Origin of the sequence: Solihabitans fulvus (assembly GCF_008386585.1) — a bacterium.
Lineage (GTDB): Bacteria > Actinomycetota > Actinomycetes > Mycobacteriales > Pseudonocardiaceae > Solihabitans > Solihabitans fulvus.
This window is the reverse complement of record NZ_VUOB01000037.1, coordinates 38,898-57,469: the sequence shown is the minus strand read 5'-3', so window position 1 is coordinate 57,469 and position 18,572 is coordinate 38,898. Positions and strand designations below refer to the sequence as shown.

Here is an 18,572-nt window from a genome sequence, read left to right as displayed (position 1 = left end):
TCGCGACCCCGTGCACGGTACCGGCCGTGGGAACCCCGGGACCCTGGCCGGACACTGCGGAGCATACGACCGGCGCATGGGCGACGTCGAACATCACGGCTTCCGGCCGACCGCCCCGAACCCGGGATACCTGGCCGCCGTCTCCTCGACGTCGTCCGGCGAGTCCGGGCGCCACAGCGGGATCCGCACCTGGCCGGGCTCGACCAGGTCGAAGCCCTCGAAGAAGCGGGCGAACTCGGCGCCGGTCCGGTTCGTCATCGGCGTGACCTGCCGTTCGTAGAGGTCCCGCGCGCGCCGCCAGCCGAACGGTTCCTCGCCCGACTCGAAGCCAGCGTGCGAGACGGCCAGGTAGCTGCCCGACGGCATGCTGTCCCGGTAGGTGGCGACCATGCCGTACGGGTCGGTCTCGTCCGGCATGAAGTGCAGCAGCGCGATCATCAGCACGGCCACCGGCTCCGTCGGGTCGAACAGCTTCCTGATCTCGGCGGACTCCAGCACGGACGCGGTGTCCCTGACGTCGGCCCGCACCATGGTGACGTTCGGGTCCTCGGCGAGGATCGCCCTGCCGTGCGCGACGGCGACCGGGTCGATGTCCACGTAGACGACCCGCGTGGTGGGGTCGACCTGCCCAGCCACCTCGTGCACGTTGCCGACGGTGGGAATGCCGGACCCGAGGTCGAGGAACTGGCGGATGCCGACGGAGGCCAGGTACCGCACCGCTCTGCGCAGGAACGCCCGGTTGGTGAGGATGACGCTCTTGAGCTCGGGCATCGCCTCGAGCGCCTGCCGGGCCGCGGCCCGGTCCGCTGCGAAGTTGTGCGCACCGCCCAGCCAGTAGTCGTAGACGCGAGCGACGCTGGCGCGCTCCACATCGATGTCTCCTGGAGCCCAGTTGGGTCGTTCCACGCTCGTCACCTCCGTCGTTCAGGGATCGGTGCTGACACGGTCACAGTGACACAGCCCCCGCTCGGCGGACATGGCTGGTCCATCATGGCCAACTCGGCAACGGCGCGCACCGCCCGCTTGGCGGCATGTGTGATCACCGATCGGTGGCGCTGCTCACGGCCGCCCGAGTGCGGGACCCGGCGGGTTCTGGTCAACTCGAAGACACAGCCAAGACGTGGTGAAGGGAGCGACATGAAGTTTCGGCGGATCGGCGACAGCGAGGTCAGCGCGATCGGGCTCGGTGGCATGCCGATGTCGATCCAGGGCCGGCCGGACCGGGAACGGTCGGTCGCGACGATCCGGGCCGCGCTGGACGCCGGCGTGACGCTGATCGACACGGCCGACGCCTACTCGATGGACGAGACCGACTTCGGCCACAACGAGGACCTGATCGCCGAGGCGCTGCGCGGGTTCGGGCGCACGGACGTCCTGGTGGCCACGAAGGGCGGGCACACCCGCACCCCCGGCGGCGGATGGGGGCTCGACGGCCGCCCCGAGTACTTGAAGGCCGCCTGCGACGCGTCGCTGCGGCGGCTCGGCGTCGAGGCGATCGGGCTGTACCAGTTCCACCGGCCGGACAATGGCGTGCCGATCGCGGACTCGGTCGGGGCGCTGGCCGACCTGCTCGACGCCGGCAAGATCCGGCTGGCCGGCGTGTCCAACTTCGACCCTGAGCAGATCGCCGAGGCGAACAAGGTCCTCGACGGCCGGCTCGCCTCGGTGCAGAACCAGTTCTCGCCGTCGTTCCGGTCGAGCGAGCCGGAGCTGGCGCTGTGCGACTCGCTCGGCGTCGCCTTCCTGCCGTGGAGCCCGCTCGGCGGCATCGCCAACGCCGGCGTGCTCGGCGACCGGTTCGGCGCGTTCGCCGAGGTCGCACAGCGGCACGGGGTCAGCCCGCAGCAGGTCTGCCTGGCCTGGATGCTGGCCCTGTCGCCGGTGGTGGTGCCGATTCCCGGCGCGTCGCGGCCGCAGAGCGTGCGCGACTCGGCCGCCTCGGCGGACCTGACGCTGTCCGAGGAGGAGGTCGCCAGGCTAAGCCAGGCGTAAGGGGGCGAGGCGTGAGCGGGCGCGGCCGCCCCGCGCCGCCTGTCGTCTACGGGCGCTGCCTACCGGCACTGTCTACCGGCGCTTGGCCGGGCGGAGGTCCCTGACGACCTCGAGCGCCCGGGCCGGGGTCATCGGCATCGTCCTGGTCGAGGTGATCACCAGGTCGGGGCGGTCGATGGTGCCGATGACCCTGGTCGTGGGGATGTCGCCGCGGTCGACGTCGTCCGTCCAGGTGCCGTCCGCCAGCACCTCGTCGTCGCCGGCGGCTCCGTTCGTCATCGTTGGATCTCCCGATCACGGTCGGTTGGGGAACGACAACCAAGCGTACCCGCTCGCCCTGGTAGGCTTCTGTCAGATCTGACACAGATTCACCACGTTTTCGACTTCACTTACGTGGCTGGTTGGCGTACTGTGGGTGCCGGAGCCTCGCTGAACCCACGTCGGAGGAGACGGACATGAGCGCAGCCAGTCGCCCCCAGTCAGCGGGCACCCGGTCGTCCCAGGATGCCGGGAAACAGGGCAAGGAGCGGCGGCCTGATCCGAAACGGATCAATGTCGCGGTCACGCCGGACACCGTGCGCGCGCTCGAGCTGGTGATGGACCGTGAGGGCGTGAGTCTCACGGAGGCGGTTCGGCGGCTCATCGGTTACGGGGAGTTCGTCTATCGGGCCGTCCGGGAGGACGGCGCCGACCTGCTGGTGAAAACGGACGACTCGACCAAGGAAGTCGTCCTGCTCTAACGATATCGGCAATGTTGCAGATATCGGCAATGGCACAGGAAGACTCGGGAAGCCGGGAGCGCGTCGCTCTCGGCTTCTTCAGCGTTCGCGAAGGCCGAACCCGGCTTCTTGATGCTCTTCGAAGTACCAGGCCATCGACCTGCCGCGCGCGGCCCATTTCGCGAGTTCGTGAAACAGCTCGGCACTGATCAGCACCGCCTCGTGATGCCGGTGCGTGCCGATGTAGACCGGTTCGGCCTCGTCGGGACGATCTCGGTAGTCCCGCAGGATCTGGCACAGTTGAGCGCGCGCCTCGCGAACCGACAACGCGACTGGGCCCCCCACCACGTCACCCATATCAATATGTGTACACCCACGTGGACACACCCGTGTACACAGTTATCGAATCCACATAATCACCGGCCACATTCTGACCCACCCCGGCCCGCTTCTGGGCCACTTTCCGGACCCCTACCGGGTGCGCATTCGAGTGAGGATGGCAGCTCAGCGATCCTCGCGCCGGTTCGCGGCCGCGCCGAACAGCGTGCCGACAATCGTCGCGCCCGCCGCCAGCACCGAGGGCAGCACGGTCTGGATGAGCTGGTGCACGACGTCCTGCTGCATTTGGAAGTACCTCGGGCCGAGCACGATGACCAGCAGCGTCACCAGGAAGATCGCGCCGATGCCGAGCAGCACGCGGGACTGCATGCCGGCCACGTGCCGGCGCTGCTCGCGGGCGTCGACGACGGGACCGAGGAACAGCGGACCACTGTCCTCGTCCGTCCACGTCTCCACCTGGTCGGCCTCGGGCTTCGACTCGGTCATCGCGCGATCCCTCTCCGTGACCCCCGGATCAGATCATAGCCAGTGACGATCTACCACAGAATGTGTGGCAGATATGTTGCGGCAACGTGGTGATGATGCGATACTCGACGAACAGAGGGGCGACCAACGGAGGGCGGCGTCATGGACCATGCCACTGAGCCAACCCGTCACGGCGCCGCGCACCGCGTCAGCCGGATCGACGCGGCCGTCGCCCCGGAGACCGTGCTCGCGCTCCAGCTCGTGATCGAGCGCGAGCACGTCGGCCTCAGCGAGGCGCTGCGCCGGCTCGTCGCCTACGGCGAGCTGGTCTACCGCGCCATCCGGGAGGAGCACGCCGAGGTGCTGGTGCGCACCGACCGCACCGTCCGCGAGGTCGTGCTGCTGTAGAGCTGTGCCGATCGCTGGGCGATCCGGGTCAGGCGCCGTGCGCGAAGCTGGCCCCCTCGGGACCCCTGATCGGCCCGCTCTGCGCGAGCAGCCTCGGCAGCGCCCTGGTCAGGTCCTCGACCAGCAGGTCGGCCAGGTCGTGCGAGAACCCGAGGCGCGCCACGATCCGCAGCGCGGCGAGGTCCGTCCGGTCCGCCGGGAACGTGTACGCCGGCACCAGCCAGCCGTTCTCCCGCAGCGCCGCCGACACGTCGAACACCGAGAAGCTGGTGACGCCCTCGGCCAGGGTGAAGGCGAACACCGGCAGCTCGCTGCCGTCGGTGAGCAGCCGGAACGGGCCAAGCGCCGCGATCCGCGCCGACAGCGAGGTGGCCACCTCGCGGCAGGACTCCTGCACCCGCCGGTAGCCGTCGAAGCCCAGCCGCAGGAAGTTGTAGTACTGGGCGACCACCTGCGCGCCGGGCCTGGAGAAGTTCAGCGCGAAGGTCGGCATGTTCCCGCCGAGGTAGTTCACCCGGAACACCAGGTCCTCCGGCAGCGCGGCGACCTCCCGCCAGACGATCCAGCCGACCCCGGGGTAGACGTGCCCGTACTTGTGCCCCGAGGTGTTGATCGAGGCGACCCTGGGCAGCCGGAAGTCCCACTCCAGCCCCGGATCGCAGAACGGCGCGATCATCGCGCCGGACGCGCCGTCCACGTGCACCGGGACGTCCACGCCGGTGCGCTCGGCCAGCTCGTCGAGCGCGGCGCAGATCTCGGCCACCGGCTCGTAGCTGCCGTCGAAGGTCGAGCCCATGATCGCCACCACGCCGATGGTGTTCTCGTCGCAGTGCGCGGCCGCCTCCGCCGCCGACAGGTGGAACCGATCGCCGGACATGGGCACCAGGCGCGCCTCGACGTCCCAGAAGTTGGCGAACTTCTCCCAGCAGATCTGGACGTTGACGCCCATCACGATGTTGGGCCGGTCGGTCGGTTTGCCGGCGGCGCGGCGCGCGTGCTGCCAGCGCCGCTTGAGCGCGAGGCCGGCGAGCATGCACGCCTCGCTCGATCCGGTGGTCGAGCAGCCCGGCGCGAGCGAGGCGTCCGGGGCGTGCCAGAGGTCGGCGAGCATCCGGACGCAGCGCATCTCCAGATCCGCGGTCCTGGGGTACTCGTCCTTGTCGATCATGTTCTTGTCGAAGCACTCGGCCATCAGCACCTTCGCCTGGGGCTCCATCCAGGTCGTCACGAAGGTGGCGAGATTGAGCCGCGCGTTGCCGTCGAGCATCAGCTCGTCGTGCACGACCTGGTAGGCGATGTCCGGGTCGACGCCCCGTGGCGGCAGCTCGTTGCGGGGCACCCGCACGGGTTCCCTGGTGAACACCGGGTTCACCGAGACCTCCGCCCTGCCGTTGTCTTCCTCGAGTGGTTCGTGTGCGCGCGGCATGTCACCGAATGTAGGACCCGAGGGGATCACCGGATGCGGATTGCCGCGAAAGGCTGCACGATCTAACCCGAACAGTCGAAGCGCGCCACCACACCGAGGTCACCTCGCTGACCGAACACCAGCATGGCGGCCTCCGCCCAACCGGATGGGGGACATCCGTGGCCCACCGCAACCGCCCGCGCCCCTGGAGCACCCGACTCGGCACCGCGACGCTCGTGGCGAGCGCCGTGATCATCGGCGGCCTGCCGGTCGCCGCGGCCGCCCCGCCGGGTTCCTCGCCGGAGGACCACTACGCGGGCTCGGAGATCGCCAAACACGAGGGCGTCGCGCGGAGCGCGCCTACGCACCTGCGCGACGGCGGCGTGGCCGGCATGGACGTCAGCAGCCACCAGGGCGACATCGACTGGCAGGCCGCCGCGAACAACGGCGCGAGGTTCGCCTACGTCAAGGCGACCGAGGGCGTCACCTACACCAACCCGAACTTCGGCCAGCAGTACAACGGCGCCTACAACGTCGGCATGTTCCACGGGGCCTACCACTTCGCGCTGCCGGACGTGTCCAACGGCGTCGACCAGGCCAACTTCTTCGTCGACCACGGCGGCGGCTGGTCGCCGGACGGCAGGACGCTGCCGCCGGCGATGGACATCGAGTACAACCCCTACGGCGACACGTGTTACGGCATGGACCGGTTCCAGATGGCGAACTGGCTCAGCGCGTTCAGCGAGCAGATCAGGGCCCGCATCGGCCGCTATCCGGTGATCTACACCAGCCTGAACTGGTGGGCCCGCTGCACGAACAACAACCCGGGCTTCGGCGCGAACCCCCTGTGGGTGGCCAGGTACGCCGACAGCGTCGGCGACCTGCCGGCCAGCTGGGGTGGCTACTCGATCTGGCAGTACGCCAACTCCGGCATGTTCCCCGGTGATCAGAACGCCTTCAACGGCAGCTACGACCAACTGCGGGCGTTCGCGACCGGGTGACGACGCGCGACCGTCCGGCAGCTGACGATCTTAGTCCTTCTACGTGACTAATTCACCACACGACTGGCAATTTCGTTACTGGACCCTCACACTTTCGAGCTAGATGGTCACCTTGAGTGATCATCGTCCCCTGCGCTCGTTGGAGAGGGTCAGCCATGACTACGACCTTTCGCTCGTGGGCTCGCGCCCGAATGGCCGTCGCCGTCGGACTGTGCACCGGCGGCCTGTTACTCGGCGCGATCAGCCCCGCCACCGCCGCTGTCGGCCAAGCCCTGCCGAACAACCCGGCCGACAACCCGAGGCTCGCCGCGATGATCCACCGCCTCGACCATCCGGCCGGCTCGCAGATCGCCAAGCACGAGGGCCGCCCGCCGGCCGGCACCGTGCGCCCGCACGTCGCCTCGACCGCGACCTACGGCATGGACGTCAGCGGCTGGCAGGGCAACGTCGACTGGCAGACCGCCTGGAACAACGGGGCCAGGTTCGCCTACACCAAGGCGACCGAGGGCACCGGCTACACCAACCCGTACTTCGCCCAGCAGTACAACGGCGCCTACGACGTCGGCATGATCAGGGGCGCGTACCACTTCGCGCTGCCCGACCAGACCGGCGGAGCCACCCAGGCCGACTACTTCGTGGACAACGGCGGCGGCTGGTCCGGCGACGGGCAGACCCTGCCGCCCGCGCTGGACATCGAGTACAACCCGTACGGCGCGACCTGCTACGGGCTGAGCCAGTGGTCCATGGTGCAGTGGATCAAGGACTTCAGCGACGAGGTGCAGGCCCGCACCGGCCGGTGGCCGACGATCTACACCGCGAACAACTGGTGGAGCCAGTGCACCGGCAACTCCGGCGACTTCAGCAGCACCAACCCGTTGTGGGTGGCCAGCTACTCGTCCGGTCCCGGCACGCTGCCCTACGCGTGGGGCGTCTACACCTTCTGGCAGTACGCCGACTCCGGCGCGTTCCCCGGTGACCAGAACGTCTTCAACGGCGCGATGGACCGGTTGCAGGCACTCGCCAACGGCTGAACGGACCGAAACCCCGGCTGCTAATTTCACGTCAATCGAACATTCGTGATCAATTAACGAAGACTCTAGTCAACCTGTTAGGTCATCCACGACACTTCACCGCTGGGGACGACGGCACCAGAAGGGTCGAGGATGAAGATCAGGATCACGAACACGCGGCGAGGTCTGCTGGCCGCGGCGGTCGGCATCGCCGCGACCGCGCTCGTGCTGGGCTCGGTCAGCCCGGCGGACGCGGCTCCGGCCAGCGACCTCGCCGCTGTGGACAGCGGATCGTTCGACCACTACGCAGGTTCAGAGATCGCCAAGCACGAGGGTCACCAGGGTTTAGCGGACCGCACGCTCATCCCGATGGTGACCCAGACCCCCGGCCTCGACGTCAGCGGCTACCAGGGCAACGTCAACTGGTCGTCGGTCAGGGCCAACGGCGCCAGGTTCGCCTACGTCAAGGCCACCGAGGGCACCGGCTACACCAACGCGTACTTCGCCCAGCAGTACAACGGCTCCTACAACGTCGGGCTGATCAGGGGCGCGTACCACTTCGCGCACCCCAACAGCTCCAGCGGCGCGACCCAGGCCAACTACTTCGTCTCGCACGGCGGCGGCTGGTCAAGGGACGGCAAGACGCTGCCGCCCATGCTGGACATCGAGTACAACCCCAGCGGCTCCACCTGCTACGGCATCAGCCAGGGCGCCATGCGCTCGTGGATCCTGGACTTCAGCAACACCGTGCACTCCCGCACCGGCCGGTACCCGACCGTCTACACCTCGACCAACTGGTGGAACCAGTGCGTCGGCAACTGGACCGCGCTCGGCTCGACCAACCCGCTGTTCATCGCCCGCTACTCGTCCAGCGCCGGCACCCTGCCCGCGGGCTGGGGCTTCTACACCTTCTGGCAGTTCAACGACCACGGCACCTTCCCCGGTGACCAGGACGTCTTCAACGGCGCGGCCGACCGCCTGGTGGCGCTGGCCAACGGCTGACCCCGGTCGCCATCGCGAAACACCACGCGGGAAGCGCGGCACCCACGACGGGTGCCGCGCTCCTCCGTGTCGAACCGTCAGTCGAACAGGGCGGGCAGCGTGCCCTCCCAGGCGGTGCGCAGCTCGGCGAGGCCGATCGTCGCGACGTCCTGGATCTCCAGCGACTCGGACTCGGGGTCGACCACACCGACCTTGCTCCACGGCAGTCCGCGCGCGGTGCACATGTCGGTGAACCGCAGCTCCTCGGTGCGCGGCACGGCCACCAGCACCCGGCCGGCGGACTCGCTGAACAGCTGCACGAACGGGTCGCCGTCCACGAACACCCTGGCGCCCGTCTCGCCGAGCAGGCACGCCTCGACCAGCGCCTGGGCGAGGCCGCCGTCGGACAGGTCGTGCGCGGCCGACACCATGCCGTCCCGCGAGCCGGCCAGCAGCACGTCGGCCAGCAGCTTCTCCCGCGCCAGGTCGACCTTCGGCGGCAGGCCGCCGAGGTGCCCGTGCACGACGTTCGCCCACTCCGAGCCGCCGAACTCGTCGCGCGTCTCACCCAACAGCAGCAGGGTCTCGCCAGCCTCGGCGCCGATGCCGGTCGGGATGCGCCGCCGCACGTCGTCGATGACGCCCAGCACCGCGATCACCGGGGTCGGCAGGATCGCCGTCGTGCCGGTCTGGTTGTAGAAGCTGACGTTGCCGCCGGTCACCGGGATGCCCAGCTCGCGGCAGCCCTCCGCGATGCCCCTGATCGCCTGCTCGAACTGCCACATGACCGCGGGGTCCTCCGGCGAGCCGAAGTTCAGGCAGTCCGACACGGCCAGCGGGGTCGCCCCGCTGACCGCCACGTTGCGGTACGCCTCGGCCAGCGCCAGCTGCGCGCCCGTGTACGGGTCGAGCTTGCAGAACCGGCCGTTGCAGTCGGTGGCCAGCGCGACCCCGCGCCCGGTCTCCTCGTCGATCCGGATCATGCCCGAGTCGGACGGCTGGGCCAGCACCGTGCCGCCACGCACGTAGCGGTCGTACTGGTCGGTGACCCACTTGCGCGAGGCCAGGTTCGGCGACGCGATCATCCGCAGGATCGTCTCGCGCAGCTCGTCCGGTGTGGACGGACGCGGCAGCGAGTCGGGCACGTCGGCCTGCAACGCGTCCTGGTCGGCCGGGCGCGCGATCGGCCGGTGGTACTCGGGGCCCTCGTGCGCGACGGTCCTCGGCGGCACGTCCACGACGACCTCGTCGTGCCAGGTGATCACCAGGTGGTCGCCGTCGGTCACCTCGCCGATCTCGGTGGCGATGACGTCCCACTTCTGGCACACCCGCATGAACGCCGGCACGTCCTCCGGCCGCACCACGGCGCACATGCGCTCCTGCGACTCGCTGGAGAGCACCTCCGCCGGGGTCATGCCCTCGGCGCGCAGCGGCACCCGCTCCAGCCAGACCCGCATGCCGCCGTCACCCGCGCTGGCCAGCTCGCTGGTCGCGCAGGACAGGCCGGCGCCGCCGAGGTCCTGGATGCCGACGACGATCCGCTCCCCGAACAGCTCGAGGCAGCACTCGATCAGCACCTTCTCGGTGAACGGGTCGCCGACCTGGACGGCCGGCAGCTTCTTCCGCCCGGTCCCGCCCTCCTCGCCGGAGAACGTCTCCGAGGCGAGGACGGACACGCCGCCGATGCCGTCGAGGCCGGTCCGCGCGCCGAACAGGATGACCTTGTTGCCGGTGCCCGACGCGTGCGCCAGGTGCAGGTCCTCGACCCGCATCGCGCCGACGCACGCCGCGTTGACCAGCGGGTTGCCCGCGTAGGACTCGTCGAAGACGACCTCGCCGCCGATGTTGGGCAGGCCGAGGCAGTTGCCGTAGCCGCCGACCCCGGCGACGATGCCCGGCAGCACCCTGCGGGTGTCCGGGGCGTCGGCCGGGCCGAACCGCAGCGGGTCGAGCACGGCCAGCGGACGGGCGCCCATCGCCATGATGTCGCGGACGATGCCGCCGACGCCGGTCGCCGCGCCCTGATAGGGCTCCACATAGGACGGATGGTTGTGCGACTCCACCTTGAAGGTGACCGCCCAGCCGTCGCCGATGTCCACCACACCAGCGTTCTCGCCGATGCCGGCGAGCATCTTCGAGCGCATCTCCTCGGTGGTGTTCTCCTTGAAGTGCCGGAAGTGCACCTTCGAGGACTTGTAGGAGCAGTGCTCGCTCCACATCACCGAGTACATGGCCAGCTCGGCCTCGGTCGGCCGACGGCCGAGGATCTCGCGGATCTTCTGGTACTCGTCGTCCTTGAGGCCCAGCTCGCGGTAGGGCTGCGGCTGGTCCGGGCTCGCCTCGGCGCGTGCCACGGTGTCGATGTGCACCTGCGTGGAGGTCATGCCGTCACCACCGCGTCGAGAGCCGAGTAGAACATGCCGAGGCCGTCGTCGGACGGCCCGGTGAGCGCGTCGATGGCGTGCTCGGGGTGCGGCATCAGGCCGACGATCCGGCCGTTCGCGCTGGTGATGCCGGCGATGTCGTTGCACGACCCGTTGGGGTTCACGCCGACGTACCGGAACACCACGCGGCCCTCGCCCTCCAGCTCGTCCAGGGTGGCCTGGCTGGCGGTGTAGCGGCCGTCCATGTTCTTCACCGGCACGATGATCTCGGCGCCCTGCTCGTAGCGGCTCGACCACGCGGTGGTGTTGTTCTCCACCCGCAGCCACTGGTCGCGGCAGACGAAGTGCAGGCCGGCGTTGCGCAGCATCGCGCCGGGCAGCAGGCCCGCCTCGCACAGGATCTGGAAGCCGTTGCAGATGCCCAGCACGGGCATGCCCTTGCCGGCCGCCTCGACCACGGACCGCATCACCGGGGCGAACCGCGCGATCGCGCCGGCCCGCAGGTAGTCCCCGTAGGAGAAGCCGCCAGGCACGATCACCGCGTCGACACCGTGCAGGTCGGCGTCCGCGTGCCAGAGCGCCACCGCTTCGGCGTCGACGTAGCGGGCCGCGCGCTGCGCGTCGGTGTCGTCCAGGGTGCCTGGGAAGGTGATGACGCCGATCTTCACGCGTCCACCCGCCGAACCACCCAGTCCTCGATGACCGGGTTGGCGAGGAAGGTCTCCGCGATCTTGGCGAGCGTGGCGTCGTCGACGTCGTCGGCGACCTCCAGCTCGAAGTGCTTGCCCTGGCGGACGCTCGTGATCCCCTCGAAACCGAGGCGGGGCAGCGCATTGGCCACCGCCTGGCCCTGGGGGTCGAGGATCTCGGGCTTGGGCATGACGTCGACGACGACTCGGGCCACGACAGGATGCTCCCGGTTCTGTGCTGAACAAGACAGCGAAAACTGTGTCCTTGCCGACCCCGACCGCAGCCTTGGTACGGTCGGCGGTACCGGCGGAGCCTACCTTCCTGCTCGGTGTGACCTGGACCGCGTCGCCGCTAGCCCTCGGTTATCCGGTCGGCGATCACGCTGTCGATCACCTGCGGCTTTCGCTCTCCGCGAGAACGGTGGCGGATCGGGGCTTGTGCCCTGAAAGTGTGCTCATGCGTGTTCTCGTACTCGGTGGAACGGTTTTCCTCGGCAAGGCCGTCGCGGCGGAGGCCGTGCGGCGCGGCCACGAGGTGGTGTGCGCGGCGCGCGGCACCTCGGGCACGGTCCCGGAAGGAGCCACGCTCGTCGCGATCGACCGCGACGCCCCCGACGGGCTGGCGCCGCTGCGCGGCGAACGGTTCGACGCCGTCGTCGACGTGGCCACCATGTCGGTGAACTGGGTGCGCGAGGCGCTGCGGGAGCTCGGCGACAACGCGGGCCACTGGACGTTCGTGTCGACCTGCTCGGTGTACGCCGACCAGGGCACCCCGGGGCAGACCGTCGACTCGCCGCTGCTGCCGCCGCTGGAGGACGACACCGAGATCGAGGAGCGCGGCGCGAAGTACGGCGGTATCAAGGTCTCCAGCGAGCGCGCCGTCCGCGACGCGCTCGGCGACAAGGCGTTCATCGTGCGCGCCGGCCTGATCTGCGGTCCCGGCGACCTCAGCGACCGGTTCGGCTACTGGCCGGCCAGGATCTCGCAGGGCGGCCGGGTCCTGGTGCCGGACACCGCAGACCAGCCGACGCAGATCATCGACGCCCGCGACCTGGCCGCCTGGATCCTCACCGCGGCCGAGCGGGGCGTGACCGGCACCTTCGACGGCTCGTCGCCCGCCCGCCCGCTCGGCGAGTTCCTCGCCGAGATCGCCGAGGCGGTCGCGCCAGAGGGCACCGAGCTGGTGCCGATGACGAAGGAGGAGCTGGTCGAGGCGGAGGTGCAGGGCTGGGTCGGCCCGCGCTCGCTGCCCGTGTGGGTGATGAGCATCGAGGGCTACGAGGCGATGATGGACCGCGACGCCGGCCCCTCACTGGCCGCCGGCCTGACCGTGCGGCCGCTGGCCGAGACGGCCCGCGACAGCCTGGCGTACGAACGCGAACTCGGCCTGGACCGCGAGCGTCGCGCCGGGCTCACCCTTGAAGAGGAGGCCAAGCTCCTCGCGGCTCAGTAGGGCTGGCCGCCGGGGACGGTGTCGGGGGCGGTGTCGGTGCTGCTGTACGGCGCCGCACCCGGCTGCGTGTCCTGGCCGGCGGACGCGAGGGTCGCTTCGTACGGCTTGCCGCCGGGAACGGTGGCCGGGTCGAGCACCATCAGGCCCGGCATGATCTGCAACGAGAAGGCCGCCGCCGCGATGACCAACAGAGTCCTGCGTGTCTTCCGCACTGGATCACCTCGTGGCTAGTCGGGTGGTGCTGCGCACGATGATGCCGGCAAACGCCGACCACGTCATCAGGCCGATGGTCGCGTTTGCGGCTCGATATGGAGTAGCGCGGCCCCGAAATCGGGCTGGGCGGCATCTTGGTGACCAATCAGCACGCCGACCACTCGACCAGGGTTGGCCGGCGGCCCTCGTCGAGGTCTCCTACGCGAGGTTCGAGCGGCTCAGGCCGGCCGGCACCGAGGTGCTGGCGCTGCCGAGCGAGGAGCCCGTCGAGGCCAGCCCGAGGTAGGTGGTCGGCTCGGCGCCGTGGTGCAGCGCGATGTCCACGGCGTCGAGCAGGGCCTGCCTCGGGCCGGGTCGGTCCAGTTCGGCCGCGTCGACGGTGATCCGGACCAGGCCGCCGCGCCGCGCGGAACGGGCCGCGCCGAGCACCAGCGCGAGACACCACCACGGTTCGGTCCGGCCGCCGAGTCCCGCGGTCCGGCCGAGCCCGTGCACGCGGCCGACGTGCACCGCGCCCGTGCGCAGGTCGCGGACGGTCGCGGCGTCCGCGCAGATCGCGAACTGGTGCCGCCGCAGCGCGGTCAGCGTGCCGGGCGAGGCGAGCCAGCGCGGCGGGGCGAAGCAGTCGGTGGCCAGACCGAGCCGGTCGACGACGGCGCGGGCGGCGAGCAGCCGCAGCCCGGCCTCGTGCGCGGGCAGCGCGGCGAACTCGGCCCTGCGCCGGATGCTGACCGGCCGGTGGCACGGGTGGGTGTTGTGGTCGAAGCCGTGCAGCACCACCGCGTCGCCCTCGGCGGTGCGGGCACGGATCCAGTCGATGGCCGGCGCGAGCCCGCGCTCGGCGGCCGCACCGCGCGCCGAGGTCGGGCGCGGCGCGAGCAGCAGCGAGAGCGGGACCTGCCTGCGGTCCAACTCGGCGGCGAGGGCTACGCACCGGTGCAGCGTGCTGGTGCCGATGCCGGACAGCGAGACGACCAGTCGTGGACGCACGGTACAAGGAAGACGCCTCGGGGTGACGTCGGCCTGACCCCGAGATGACCTGCCGACGCCGATCCGGCGAACTCCCTGTCGCACTGGCCGCACAAGGGACAATCCTTGCGCCACATCGGGATTTCCCCGGTCGACTCGCCAGGCTCCATCACCCGAAAGTGGCGCCGACCGACGGTCGGTCGGTCAGGGGATCTAGGCGGGCCAGTCGGCGAAGCTGCGTCCCGAGATCCGCTCGTACGCCTCGACATAGCGCGCGCGGGTGGCCGCGACGACCTCGTCCGGCAGCGCGGGCGGCGGGGTGTTCGACGAGCGGTCCCAGCCGGACGCCGGCGAGGTCAGCCAGTCCCGGACGTACTGCTTGTCGAACGAGGGCTGCACCCGGCCGGGCTGGTAGCCGTCTGCCGGCCAGTAGCGCGAGGAGTCCGGCGTCAGCACCTCGTCGGCCAGCACCAGGGTGCCGCCGGGGGCGAGGCCGAACTCGAACTTCGTGTCGGCCAGGAGCACCCCGCGCGTCCTGGCGAACTCGCGGGCCCGGCCGTAGACCAGCAGGGCCGTGTCGCGCAGCCGCTCGGCGAGGTGCGCGCCAAGCTGCCCGGACACCTCGTCGAAGGTGATGTTCTCGTCATGCTCGCCGATCGGGGCCTTGGTGGTCGGCGTGAAGATCGGCTCGGCCAGCTCGTCGGACTCGACGAGGCCGGCCGGCAGCTCGACCCCGCACACCGAGCCGGTCCGCCGGTAGGTGTCGAGGCCGGAGCCGGTCAGGTAGCCGCGCACGACGCACTCCACCGGCAGGATCTCCAACTTGCGCACGAGCAGCGCTCTGCCGCGCACCTCGGCCGGGATGCGCGGGTCGTCCCAGGCGACCACGTGGTTGGGCACCACGTCGGCCAGCAGCTCGAACCAGAACACGCTCATCGCGGTCAACACGCGCCCCTTGTCGGGGATCTCCGTGTCGAGCACGTAGTCGAAGGCCGACAGGCGGTCGGAGGCGACGAACAGCAGGTGTTCGTCGTCGACCTCGTACAGCTCCCGGACCTTGCCTACCGCGACCTTGGGGTAATCAGCGAGCGTTGGCACGGTCCTGGAGCTTACGGCCTGCTCCACTCGGCCGAACCGGACGAGTGCGACCGTCGCAGCAGGAGGGCTGTCGCTCACCAAGGGTGAGCGGCTACGTTATGACACCGTGACAATCTCGCCCGCCGCGCCGGTGCGTTCGTCCGCCCAGTGCCCGGTGGCCCAGCACCCCGCCCCACCCGCGTCGGACAGCGTCCTGAGCAGCACGGACGAGGTGGACTTCGAGCTGGCCGAGGAGTTCATCCGGCTCTTCCACGCCGAGAATCCCGAGGCCGGCCCGGTGTTACCCCGGCTGCGCTGGGTGCGCGCCGAGATCCAGGCGACCGGCTCCTACCGGCACACGACCGCCGAGCTGACCTTCGGGGCGCAGGTGGCGTGGCGCAACAGCGCGCGGTGCATCGGCCGCCTGTACTGGCGCAGCCTCCGCGTCCGCGACCTGCGCGCGGTGCGGGACGCGGACCGGGTCGCCGCGCACTGCCGCCGGCACCTGCGGCTGGCCGCCAACGGCGGCCGGATCCGGCCGGTGATGAGCGTGTTCGCCCCGGACGAGCCGGGCAGGCCAGCGCCGAGGATCTGGAACGACCAGCTCATCCGGTACGCGGGCTACGAGCGGGACGGCGGCGTCCTCGGCGACCGCAGGTACCTCGGCTTCACCAGGACCGCGCTCGACCTCGGCTGGCAGCCGCCGGAGCAGCCCGGCATGTTCGACGCGCTGCCGCTGATCGTGGAGACCGAGCAGGAGGGGCCGACGCTGCACCCGCTGTGGCGGGAGGACGTCTTCGAGGTGCCGCTGAGCCATCCCGAGCTGGACTGGTTCGGCTCGCTCGGCCTTCGCTGGCACGCGGTGCCTGCGATCAGCAACATGCGGCTGGTGATCGGCGGGGTGTCCTACCCGGCCGCGCCGTTCAACGGCTGGTACCTGGGCACCGAGATCGGCGCGCGCAACCTGGTCGACCGCGACCGCTACGACCTCTCCGAGCTGGTCGGCGAGCGGATGGGCCTGGACCGCTCCAGCGAGCAGACGCTGTGGCGGGACCGCGCGGTGATCGAGATCAACCGCGCGGTGCTGCACTCGTTCACCGAGGCCGGGGTCAGCATCGCCGACCACCACACCGAGTCGGAGCGGTTCCTCACGCACGTGGCCAGGGAGGAGAAGGCCGGCAGGTCCTGCCCGGCCGACTGGTCCTGGATCGTGCCGCCGATCTCGGGCGCGCTGACCCCGGTGTTCCACCGGTACTACGACACCGAGCCGCTGCGTCCCGAGTTCGTGCTCGACGATGACGCGGCGCACCGCGGCCAGCACGGCACGCCGCGCTGCTTCGAGCAGCCGCGCGAGAACTGAGGCTGCTTCGCCCAGGTCAGAGGATGGGCGCCGGGGCGTAGGCGAGCGCGTCTGGGTGCTTCGCCAGCACCGCGTCGACCTGCTTCACCACGGCGTCGACCTGCTCGGCGGCCACCCCGGTGAACGACAGCCGGTCGGCGAGCAGCGCGTCGAGTGTGGCCCGGTCCAGCGGCAGCCGGTCGTCGGCGGCCAGCCGGTCGAGCAGGTCGTTCTCCGCGGCGCCCTGCTCGCGCATGGCCAGCGCGACGGCCACGGCGTTCTCCTTGATCGCCTCGTGCGCGGTCTCCCTGCCGACACCGGCCCGCACGGCCGCCATCAGCACCTTCGTGGTGGCCAGGAACGGCAGGTAGCGGTCCAGCTCGCGGGCGATCACGGCCGGGTAGGCGCCGAACTCGTCCAGCACCGTCAGGAACGTCTCGATCAGGCCGTCCAGCGCGAAGAACGCGTCCGGCAGCGCGACCCTGCGCACCACCGAACAGGACACGTCGCCCTCGTTCCACTGGTCGCCGGCCAGCTCGCCGACCATCGACAGGTAGCCGCGCAGCACCACGGCGAGCCCGTTGACCCGCTCGCAGGACCGGGTGTTCATCTTGTGCGGCATGGCGCTCGACCCGACCTGGCCTGCCTTGAAGCCCTCGGTGACCAGCTCGTGGCCCGCCATCAGCCGAACGGTCTTGGCCAGGCTTGACGGCGCCGCGGCGAGCTGGACCAGCGCGGACAGCACGTCGAAGTCCAGCGAGCGCGGGTAGACCTGCCCGACGCTGGTCAGCACCCGCTCGAAGCCGAGGTGCTCGGCGACGCGACGCTCCAGCGTGGCCAGCTTCTCGCGGTCCCCGCCGAGCAGGTCGAGCATGTCCTGCGCGGTGCCGACCGGCCCCTTCACGCCGCGCAGCGGGTAGCGCGCGACCAGCTCCTCCAGCCGCCCGAACGCGACCAGCAGCTCGTCGGCCGAGGTGGCGAACCGCTTGCCGAGCGTCGTGGCCTGCGCGGCGACGTTGTGCGACCGGCCGGCGATCACCAGGTCGCTGTGCTCGGCGGCCAGCCGCGCGAGTCGCGCGAGGACGGCCGCGACCCTGCCCCGGACGTGCTCGAGCGAACGCAGGATCTGCAACTGCTCGACGTTCTCGGTGAGATCCCGCGAGGTCATGCCCTTGTGCACGTGCTCGTGCCCCGCCAGCGCGTTGAACTCCTCGATGCGCGCCTTCACGTCGTGCCTGGTGACCCGCTCGCGCTCGGCGATCGACGCGAGGTCGACCTGGTCGAGCACCCGCTCGTAGTCGGCGACCGCCCCGGCCGGCACCTCGATGCCGAGCTCGGCCTGCGCCCGCAGCACCGCGAGCCACAGCTCCCGTTCCAGCGTGATCTTGTGCTCGGCCGACCAGAGCGTCACGAGGTCGGTCGAGGCGTAGCGGCTGGCCAGCACGTTGGCGATGCGGGGCTTCGTCACGGCTGCTCAGCCTACGTGGCCCCGGCAGGGCCGGCGGCGCGGGCGGTTCCCGTCAGAGATGCGTGCGCAGCATCCGGCGGGCCGCGCCGCGCGGATCGGGGTGGATCTCCAGCAGCGCGTTCACCACGGTGCCGTCGACGAGCGCGATCAGTTCCTCGACCCTGGCGGAGTCCACCGCGTGGCCGGAGCGGTCGAAGATCTCCAGCAGCAGCTCGTGCAGCTCGCGGCTGAGCCTGCGCATCAGCGGACGCAGGTAGGGGCGGCGGCCGGTGGCGACGAGGCGCTCGTAGCGCAGCAGCACCGCCTCGGCGTCGGCCTCGCCCTCGCGCTGCGGGCCGAGCAGCAGGTCGAGCACGAGCTCGACGAGCCGGTCCGTGTCGCACCGCTCGGCGGCCAACCCGGCCAGCCGATCCTTGCCGTTCGCGAGCTCGACACGGCCGTGGTGTTCCACGGCGGCCTCGACGAGCTCGTCGAGGCTGGTGAAGTAGTACGTGGTCGACGCGAGCGGCAGGCCGGCGCGCTCGGCGACGGCCCGGTGGCGGACCGCCTCGAAGCCGCCGCCGACGAGGAGGTCGGCTGCGGCTTCGACGAGCGCCTGGCGACGGCGTTCGCCCTTCGGCGTGCTCGCTGCGGTCATGACCTGCGATTCTCCCAGGCCGC

The 18,572-nt window shown here is 70.6% G+C and carries 21 protein-coding genes; 8 read left to right on the top strand and 13 right to left on the bottom strand.

All coding sequences use genetic code 11. The annotated features are described in order from the left end of the window. Positions 1–93: 93 nt before the first annotated feature. Positions 94–906, bottom strand: coding sequence for an SAM-dependent methyltransferase (locus tag F0L68_RS20585; protein ID WP_149851254.1), 813 nt, complete (start codon positions 904–906; stop codon positions 94–96). A 231-nt stretch (positions 907–1,137) separates the two neighbouring features. Between F0L68_RS20585 and F0L68_RS20580 the strand changes: the two genes are divergently transcribed. Then, positions 1,138–1,992, top strand: coding sequence for an aldo/keto reductase (locus F0L68_RS20580; protein ID WP_149851253.1), 855 nt, complete (start codon positions 1,138–1,140; stop codon positions 1,990–1,992). 72 nt (positions 1,993–2,064) lie between these two features. Here F0L68_RS20580 and F0L68_RS20575 read toward each other — a convergent pair whose 3' ends face one another. Then, complete coding sequence (locus F0L68_RS20575) at positions 2,065–2,271, bottom strand: hypothetical protein (protein ID WP_149851252.1); 207 nt, start codon at positions 2,269–2,271, stop codon at positions 2,065–2,067. A 176-nt stretch (positions 2,272–2,447) separates the two neighbouring features. Between F0L68_RS20575 and F0L68_RS20570 the strand changes: the two genes are divergently transcribed. Further along, entirely contained in the window at positions 2,448–2,732 is a 285-nt protein-coding gene (locus tag F0L68_RS20570; RefSeq protein ID WP_149851251.1) for a ribbon-helix-helix domain-containing protein, read from the top strand. A 78-nt stretch (positions 2,733–2,810) separates the two neighbouring features. Here the strand turns inward: F0L68_RS20570 and F0L68_RS20565 are convergent, their stop codons facing one another. Continuing rightward, complete coding sequence (locus F0L68_RS20565) at positions 2,811–3,068, bottom strand: hypothetical protein (protein ID WP_149851250.1); 258 nt, start codon at positions 3,066–3,068, stop codon at positions 2,811–2,813. A gap of 147 nt (positions 3,069–3,215) precedes the next feature. Beyond that, positions 3,216–3,536 (bottom strand): hypothetical protein, encoded by a 321-nt coding sequence (locus F0L68_RS20560; protein WP_149851249.1) that lies wholly within the window; start codon positions 3,534–3,536, stop codon positions 3,216–3,218. Positions 3,537–3,677: 141 nt separating this feature from the next. Between F0L68_RS20560 and F0L68_RS20555 the strand changes: the two genes are divergently transcribed. After that, a complete protein-coding gene (locus tag F0L68_RS20555) occupies positions 3,678–3,923 on the top strand; it encodes a hypothetical protein (protein WP_149851248.1) in 246 nt (81 codons plus the stop codon). A 28-nt stretch (positions 3,924–3,951) separates the two neighbouring features. Here the strand turns inward: F0L68_RS20555 and gad are convergent, their stop codons facing one another. Continuing rightward, complete coding sequence (gene gad, locus F0L68_RS20550) at positions 3,952–5,349, bottom strand: glutamate decarboxylase (protein ID WP_149851247.1); 1,398 nt, start codon at positions 5,347–5,349, stop codon at positions 3,952–3,954. A 158-nt stretch (positions 5,350–5,507) separates the two neighbouring features. On the opposite strand from gad, the gene F0L68_RS20545 reads away from it, so the two are divergent. From F0L68_RS20545 to F0L68_RS20535, 3 genes are all read left to right on the top strand, one after another. Then, positions 5,508–6,329: a lysozyme gene (locus F0L68_RS20545; protein WP_149851246.1), complete on the top strand. Its 822-nt coding sequence runs from the start codon at positions 5,508–5,510 to the stop codon at positions 6,327–6,329. 155 nt (positions 6,330–6,484) lie between these two features. Next, the gene (locus tag F0L68_RS20540) at positions 6,485–7,360 is read left to right on the top strand and encodes a lysozyme (RefSeq protein WP_223198980.1); all 876 of its coding nucleotides are present in this window, start codon (positions 6,485–6,487) and stop codon (positions 7,358–7,360) included. 132 nt (positions 7,361–7,492) lie between these two features. Further along, entirely contained in the window at positions 7,493–8,341 is an 849-nt protein-coding gene (locus tag F0L68_RS20535) for a lysozyme (RefSeq protein WP_149851245.1), read from the top strand. A 77-nt stretch (positions 8,342–8,418) separates the two neighbouring features. On the opposite strand, the gene purL is transcribed toward F0L68_RS20535, so the two are convergent. Genes purL through purS form a run of 3 tightly spaced genes read right to left on the bottom strand, consistent with a single transcriptional unit; the run spans position 8,419 to position 11,608 of the window. Further along, the gene (gene purL / locus F0L68_RS20530; protein ID WP_149851244.1) at positions 8,419–10,704 is read right to left on the bottom strand and encodes a phosphoribosylformylglycinamidine synthase subunit PurL; all 2,286 of its coding nucleotides are present in this window, start codon (positions 10,702–10,704) and stop codon (positions 8,419–8,421) included. Next, positions 10,701–11,372: a phosphoribosylformylglycinamidine synthase subunit PurQ gene (purQ, locus tag F0L68_RS20525; RefSeq protein ID WP_149851243.1), complete on the bottom strand. Its 672-nt coding sequence runs from the start codon at positions 11,370–11,372 to the stop codon at positions 10,701–10,703. The genes purL and purQ overlap by 4 nt, the downstream gene beginning before the upstream one ends. Further along, the gene (gene purS, locus F0L68_RS20520; RefSeq protein ID WP_149851242.1) at positions 11,369–11,608 is read right to left on the bottom strand and encodes a phosphoribosylformylglycinamidine synthase subunit PurS; all 240 of its coding nucleotides are present in this window, start codon (positions 11,606–11,608) and stop codon (positions 11,369–11,371) included. The genes purQ and purS overlap by 4 nt, the downstream gene beginning before the upstream one ends. A gap of 242 nt (positions 11,609–11,850) precedes the next feature. Here purS and F0L68_RS20515 point away from each other — a divergent pair, with 242 nt between their 5' ends. Then, on the top strand, positions 11,851–12,846 hold the full coding sequence (locus F0L68_RS20515; RefSeq protein ID WP_149851241.1) for an NAD-dependent epimerase/dehydratase family protein: 996 nt from the start codon (positions 11,851–11,853) through the stop codon (positions 12,844–12,846). Here the strand turns inward: F0L68_RS20515 and F0L68_RS20510 are convergent. From F0L68_RS20510 to F0L68_RS20500, 3 genes are all read right to left on the bottom strand, one after another. Beyond that, entirely contained in the window at positions 12,840–13,058 is a 219-nt protein-coding gene (locus F0L68_RS20510) for a hypothetical protein (protein WP_149851240.1), read from the bottom strand. The genes F0L68_RS20515 and F0L68_RS20510 overlap by 7 nt on opposite strands. 199 nt (positions 13,059–13,257) lie before the next feature. Beyond that, on the bottom strand, positions 13,258–14,049 hold the full coding sequence (locus F0L68_RS20505) for a DUF2334 domain-containing protein (protein WP_149851239.1): 792 nt from the start codon (positions 14,047–14,049) through the stop codon (positions 13,258–13,260). Between the two features lie 192 nt (positions 14,050–14,241). After that, positions 14,242–15,126 (bottom strand): phosphoribosylaminoimidazolesuccinocarboxamide synthase, encoded by an 885-nt coding sequence (locus tag F0L68_RS20500; RefSeq protein WP_149851238.1) that lies wholly within the window; start codon positions 15,124–15,126, stop codon positions 14,242–14,244. Positions 15,127–15,280: 154 nt separating this feature from the next. Here F0L68_RS20500 and F0L68_RS20495 point away from each other — a divergent pair, with 154 nt between their 5' ends. Beyond that, a complete protein-coding gene (locus F0L68_RS20495) occupies positions 15,281–16,465 on the top strand; it encodes a nitric oxide synthase oxygenase (protein ID WP_188316710.1) in 1,185 nt (394 codons plus the stop codon). A gap of 16 nt (positions 16,466–16,481) precedes the next feature. On the opposite strand, the gene purB is transcribed toward F0L68_RS20495, so the two are convergent. After that, positions 16,482–17,912 carry an adenylosuccinate lyase gene (purB, locus tag F0L68_RS20490; protein WP_149851237.1) on the bottom strand — a complete coding sequence of 477 codons (1,431 nt, stop codon included), beginning with the start codon at positions 17,910–17,912 and terminating at the stop codon, positions 16,482–16,484. Positions 17,913–17,964: 52 nt separating this feature from the next. Continuing rightward, on the bottom strand, positions 17,965–18,549 hold the full coding sequence (locus tag F0L68_RS20485) for a TetR/AcrR family transcriptional regulator (protein ID WP_149851236.1): 585 nt from the start codon (positions 18,547–18,549) through the stop codon (positions 17,965–17,967). Positions 18,550–18,572: the final 23 nt, after the last annotated feature.

Excerpts from the sequence above, each read along its gene's own strand:
- F0L68_RS20580 (WP_149851253.1), top strand. The coding sequence starts at position 1,138 with ATGAAGTTTCGGCGGATCGGCGACAGCGAGGTCAGCGCGATCGGGCTC.
- F0L68_RS20575 (WP_149851252.1), bottom strand. The coding sequence starts at position 2,271 with ATGACGAACGGAGCCGCCGGCGACGACGAGGTGCTGGCGGACGGCACC.
- F0L68_RS20570 (WP_149851251.1), top strand. The coding sequence starts at position 2,448 with ATGAGCGCAGCCAGTCGCCCCCAGTCAGCGGGCACCCGGTCGTCCCAG.
- F0L68_RS20565 (WP_149851250.1), bottom strand. The coding sequence starts at position 3,068 with ATGGGTGACGTGGTGGGGGGCCCAGTCGCGTTGTCGGTTCGCGAGGCG.
- F0L68_RS20560 (WP_149851249.1), bottom strand. The coding sequence starts at position 3,536 with ATGACCGAGTCGAAGCCCGAGGCCGACCAGGTGGAGACGTGGACGGAC.
- F0L68_RS20555 (WP_149851248.1), top strand. The coding sequence starts at position 3,678 with ATGGACCATGCCACTGAGCCAACCCGTCACGGCGCCGCGCACCGCGTC.
- gad (WP_149851247.1), bottom strand. The coding sequence starts at position 5,349 with ATGCCGCGCGCACACGAACCACTCGAGGAAGACAACGGCAGGGCGGAG.
- F0L68_RS20540 (WP_223198980.1), top strand. The coding sequence starts at position 6,485 with ATGACTACGACCTTTCGCTCGTGGGCTCGCGCCCGAATGGCCGTCGCC.
- F0L68_RS20535 (WP_149851245.1), top strand. The coding sequence starts at position 7,493 with ATGAAGATCAGGATCACGAACACGCGGCGAGGTCTGCTGGCCGCGGCG.
- purL (WP_149851244.1), bottom strand. The coding sequence starts at position 10,704 with ATGACCTCCACGCAGGTGCACATCGACACCGTGGCACGCGCCGAGGCG.
- F0L68_RS20515 (WP_149851241.1), top strand. The coding sequence starts at position 11,851 with ATGCGTGTTCTCGTACTCGGTGGAACGGTTTTCCTCGGCAAGGCCGTC.
- F0L68_RS20485 (WP_149851236.1), bottom strand. The coding sequence starts at position 18,549 with ATGACCGCAGCGAGCACGCCGAAGGGCGAACGCCGTCGCCAGGCGCTC.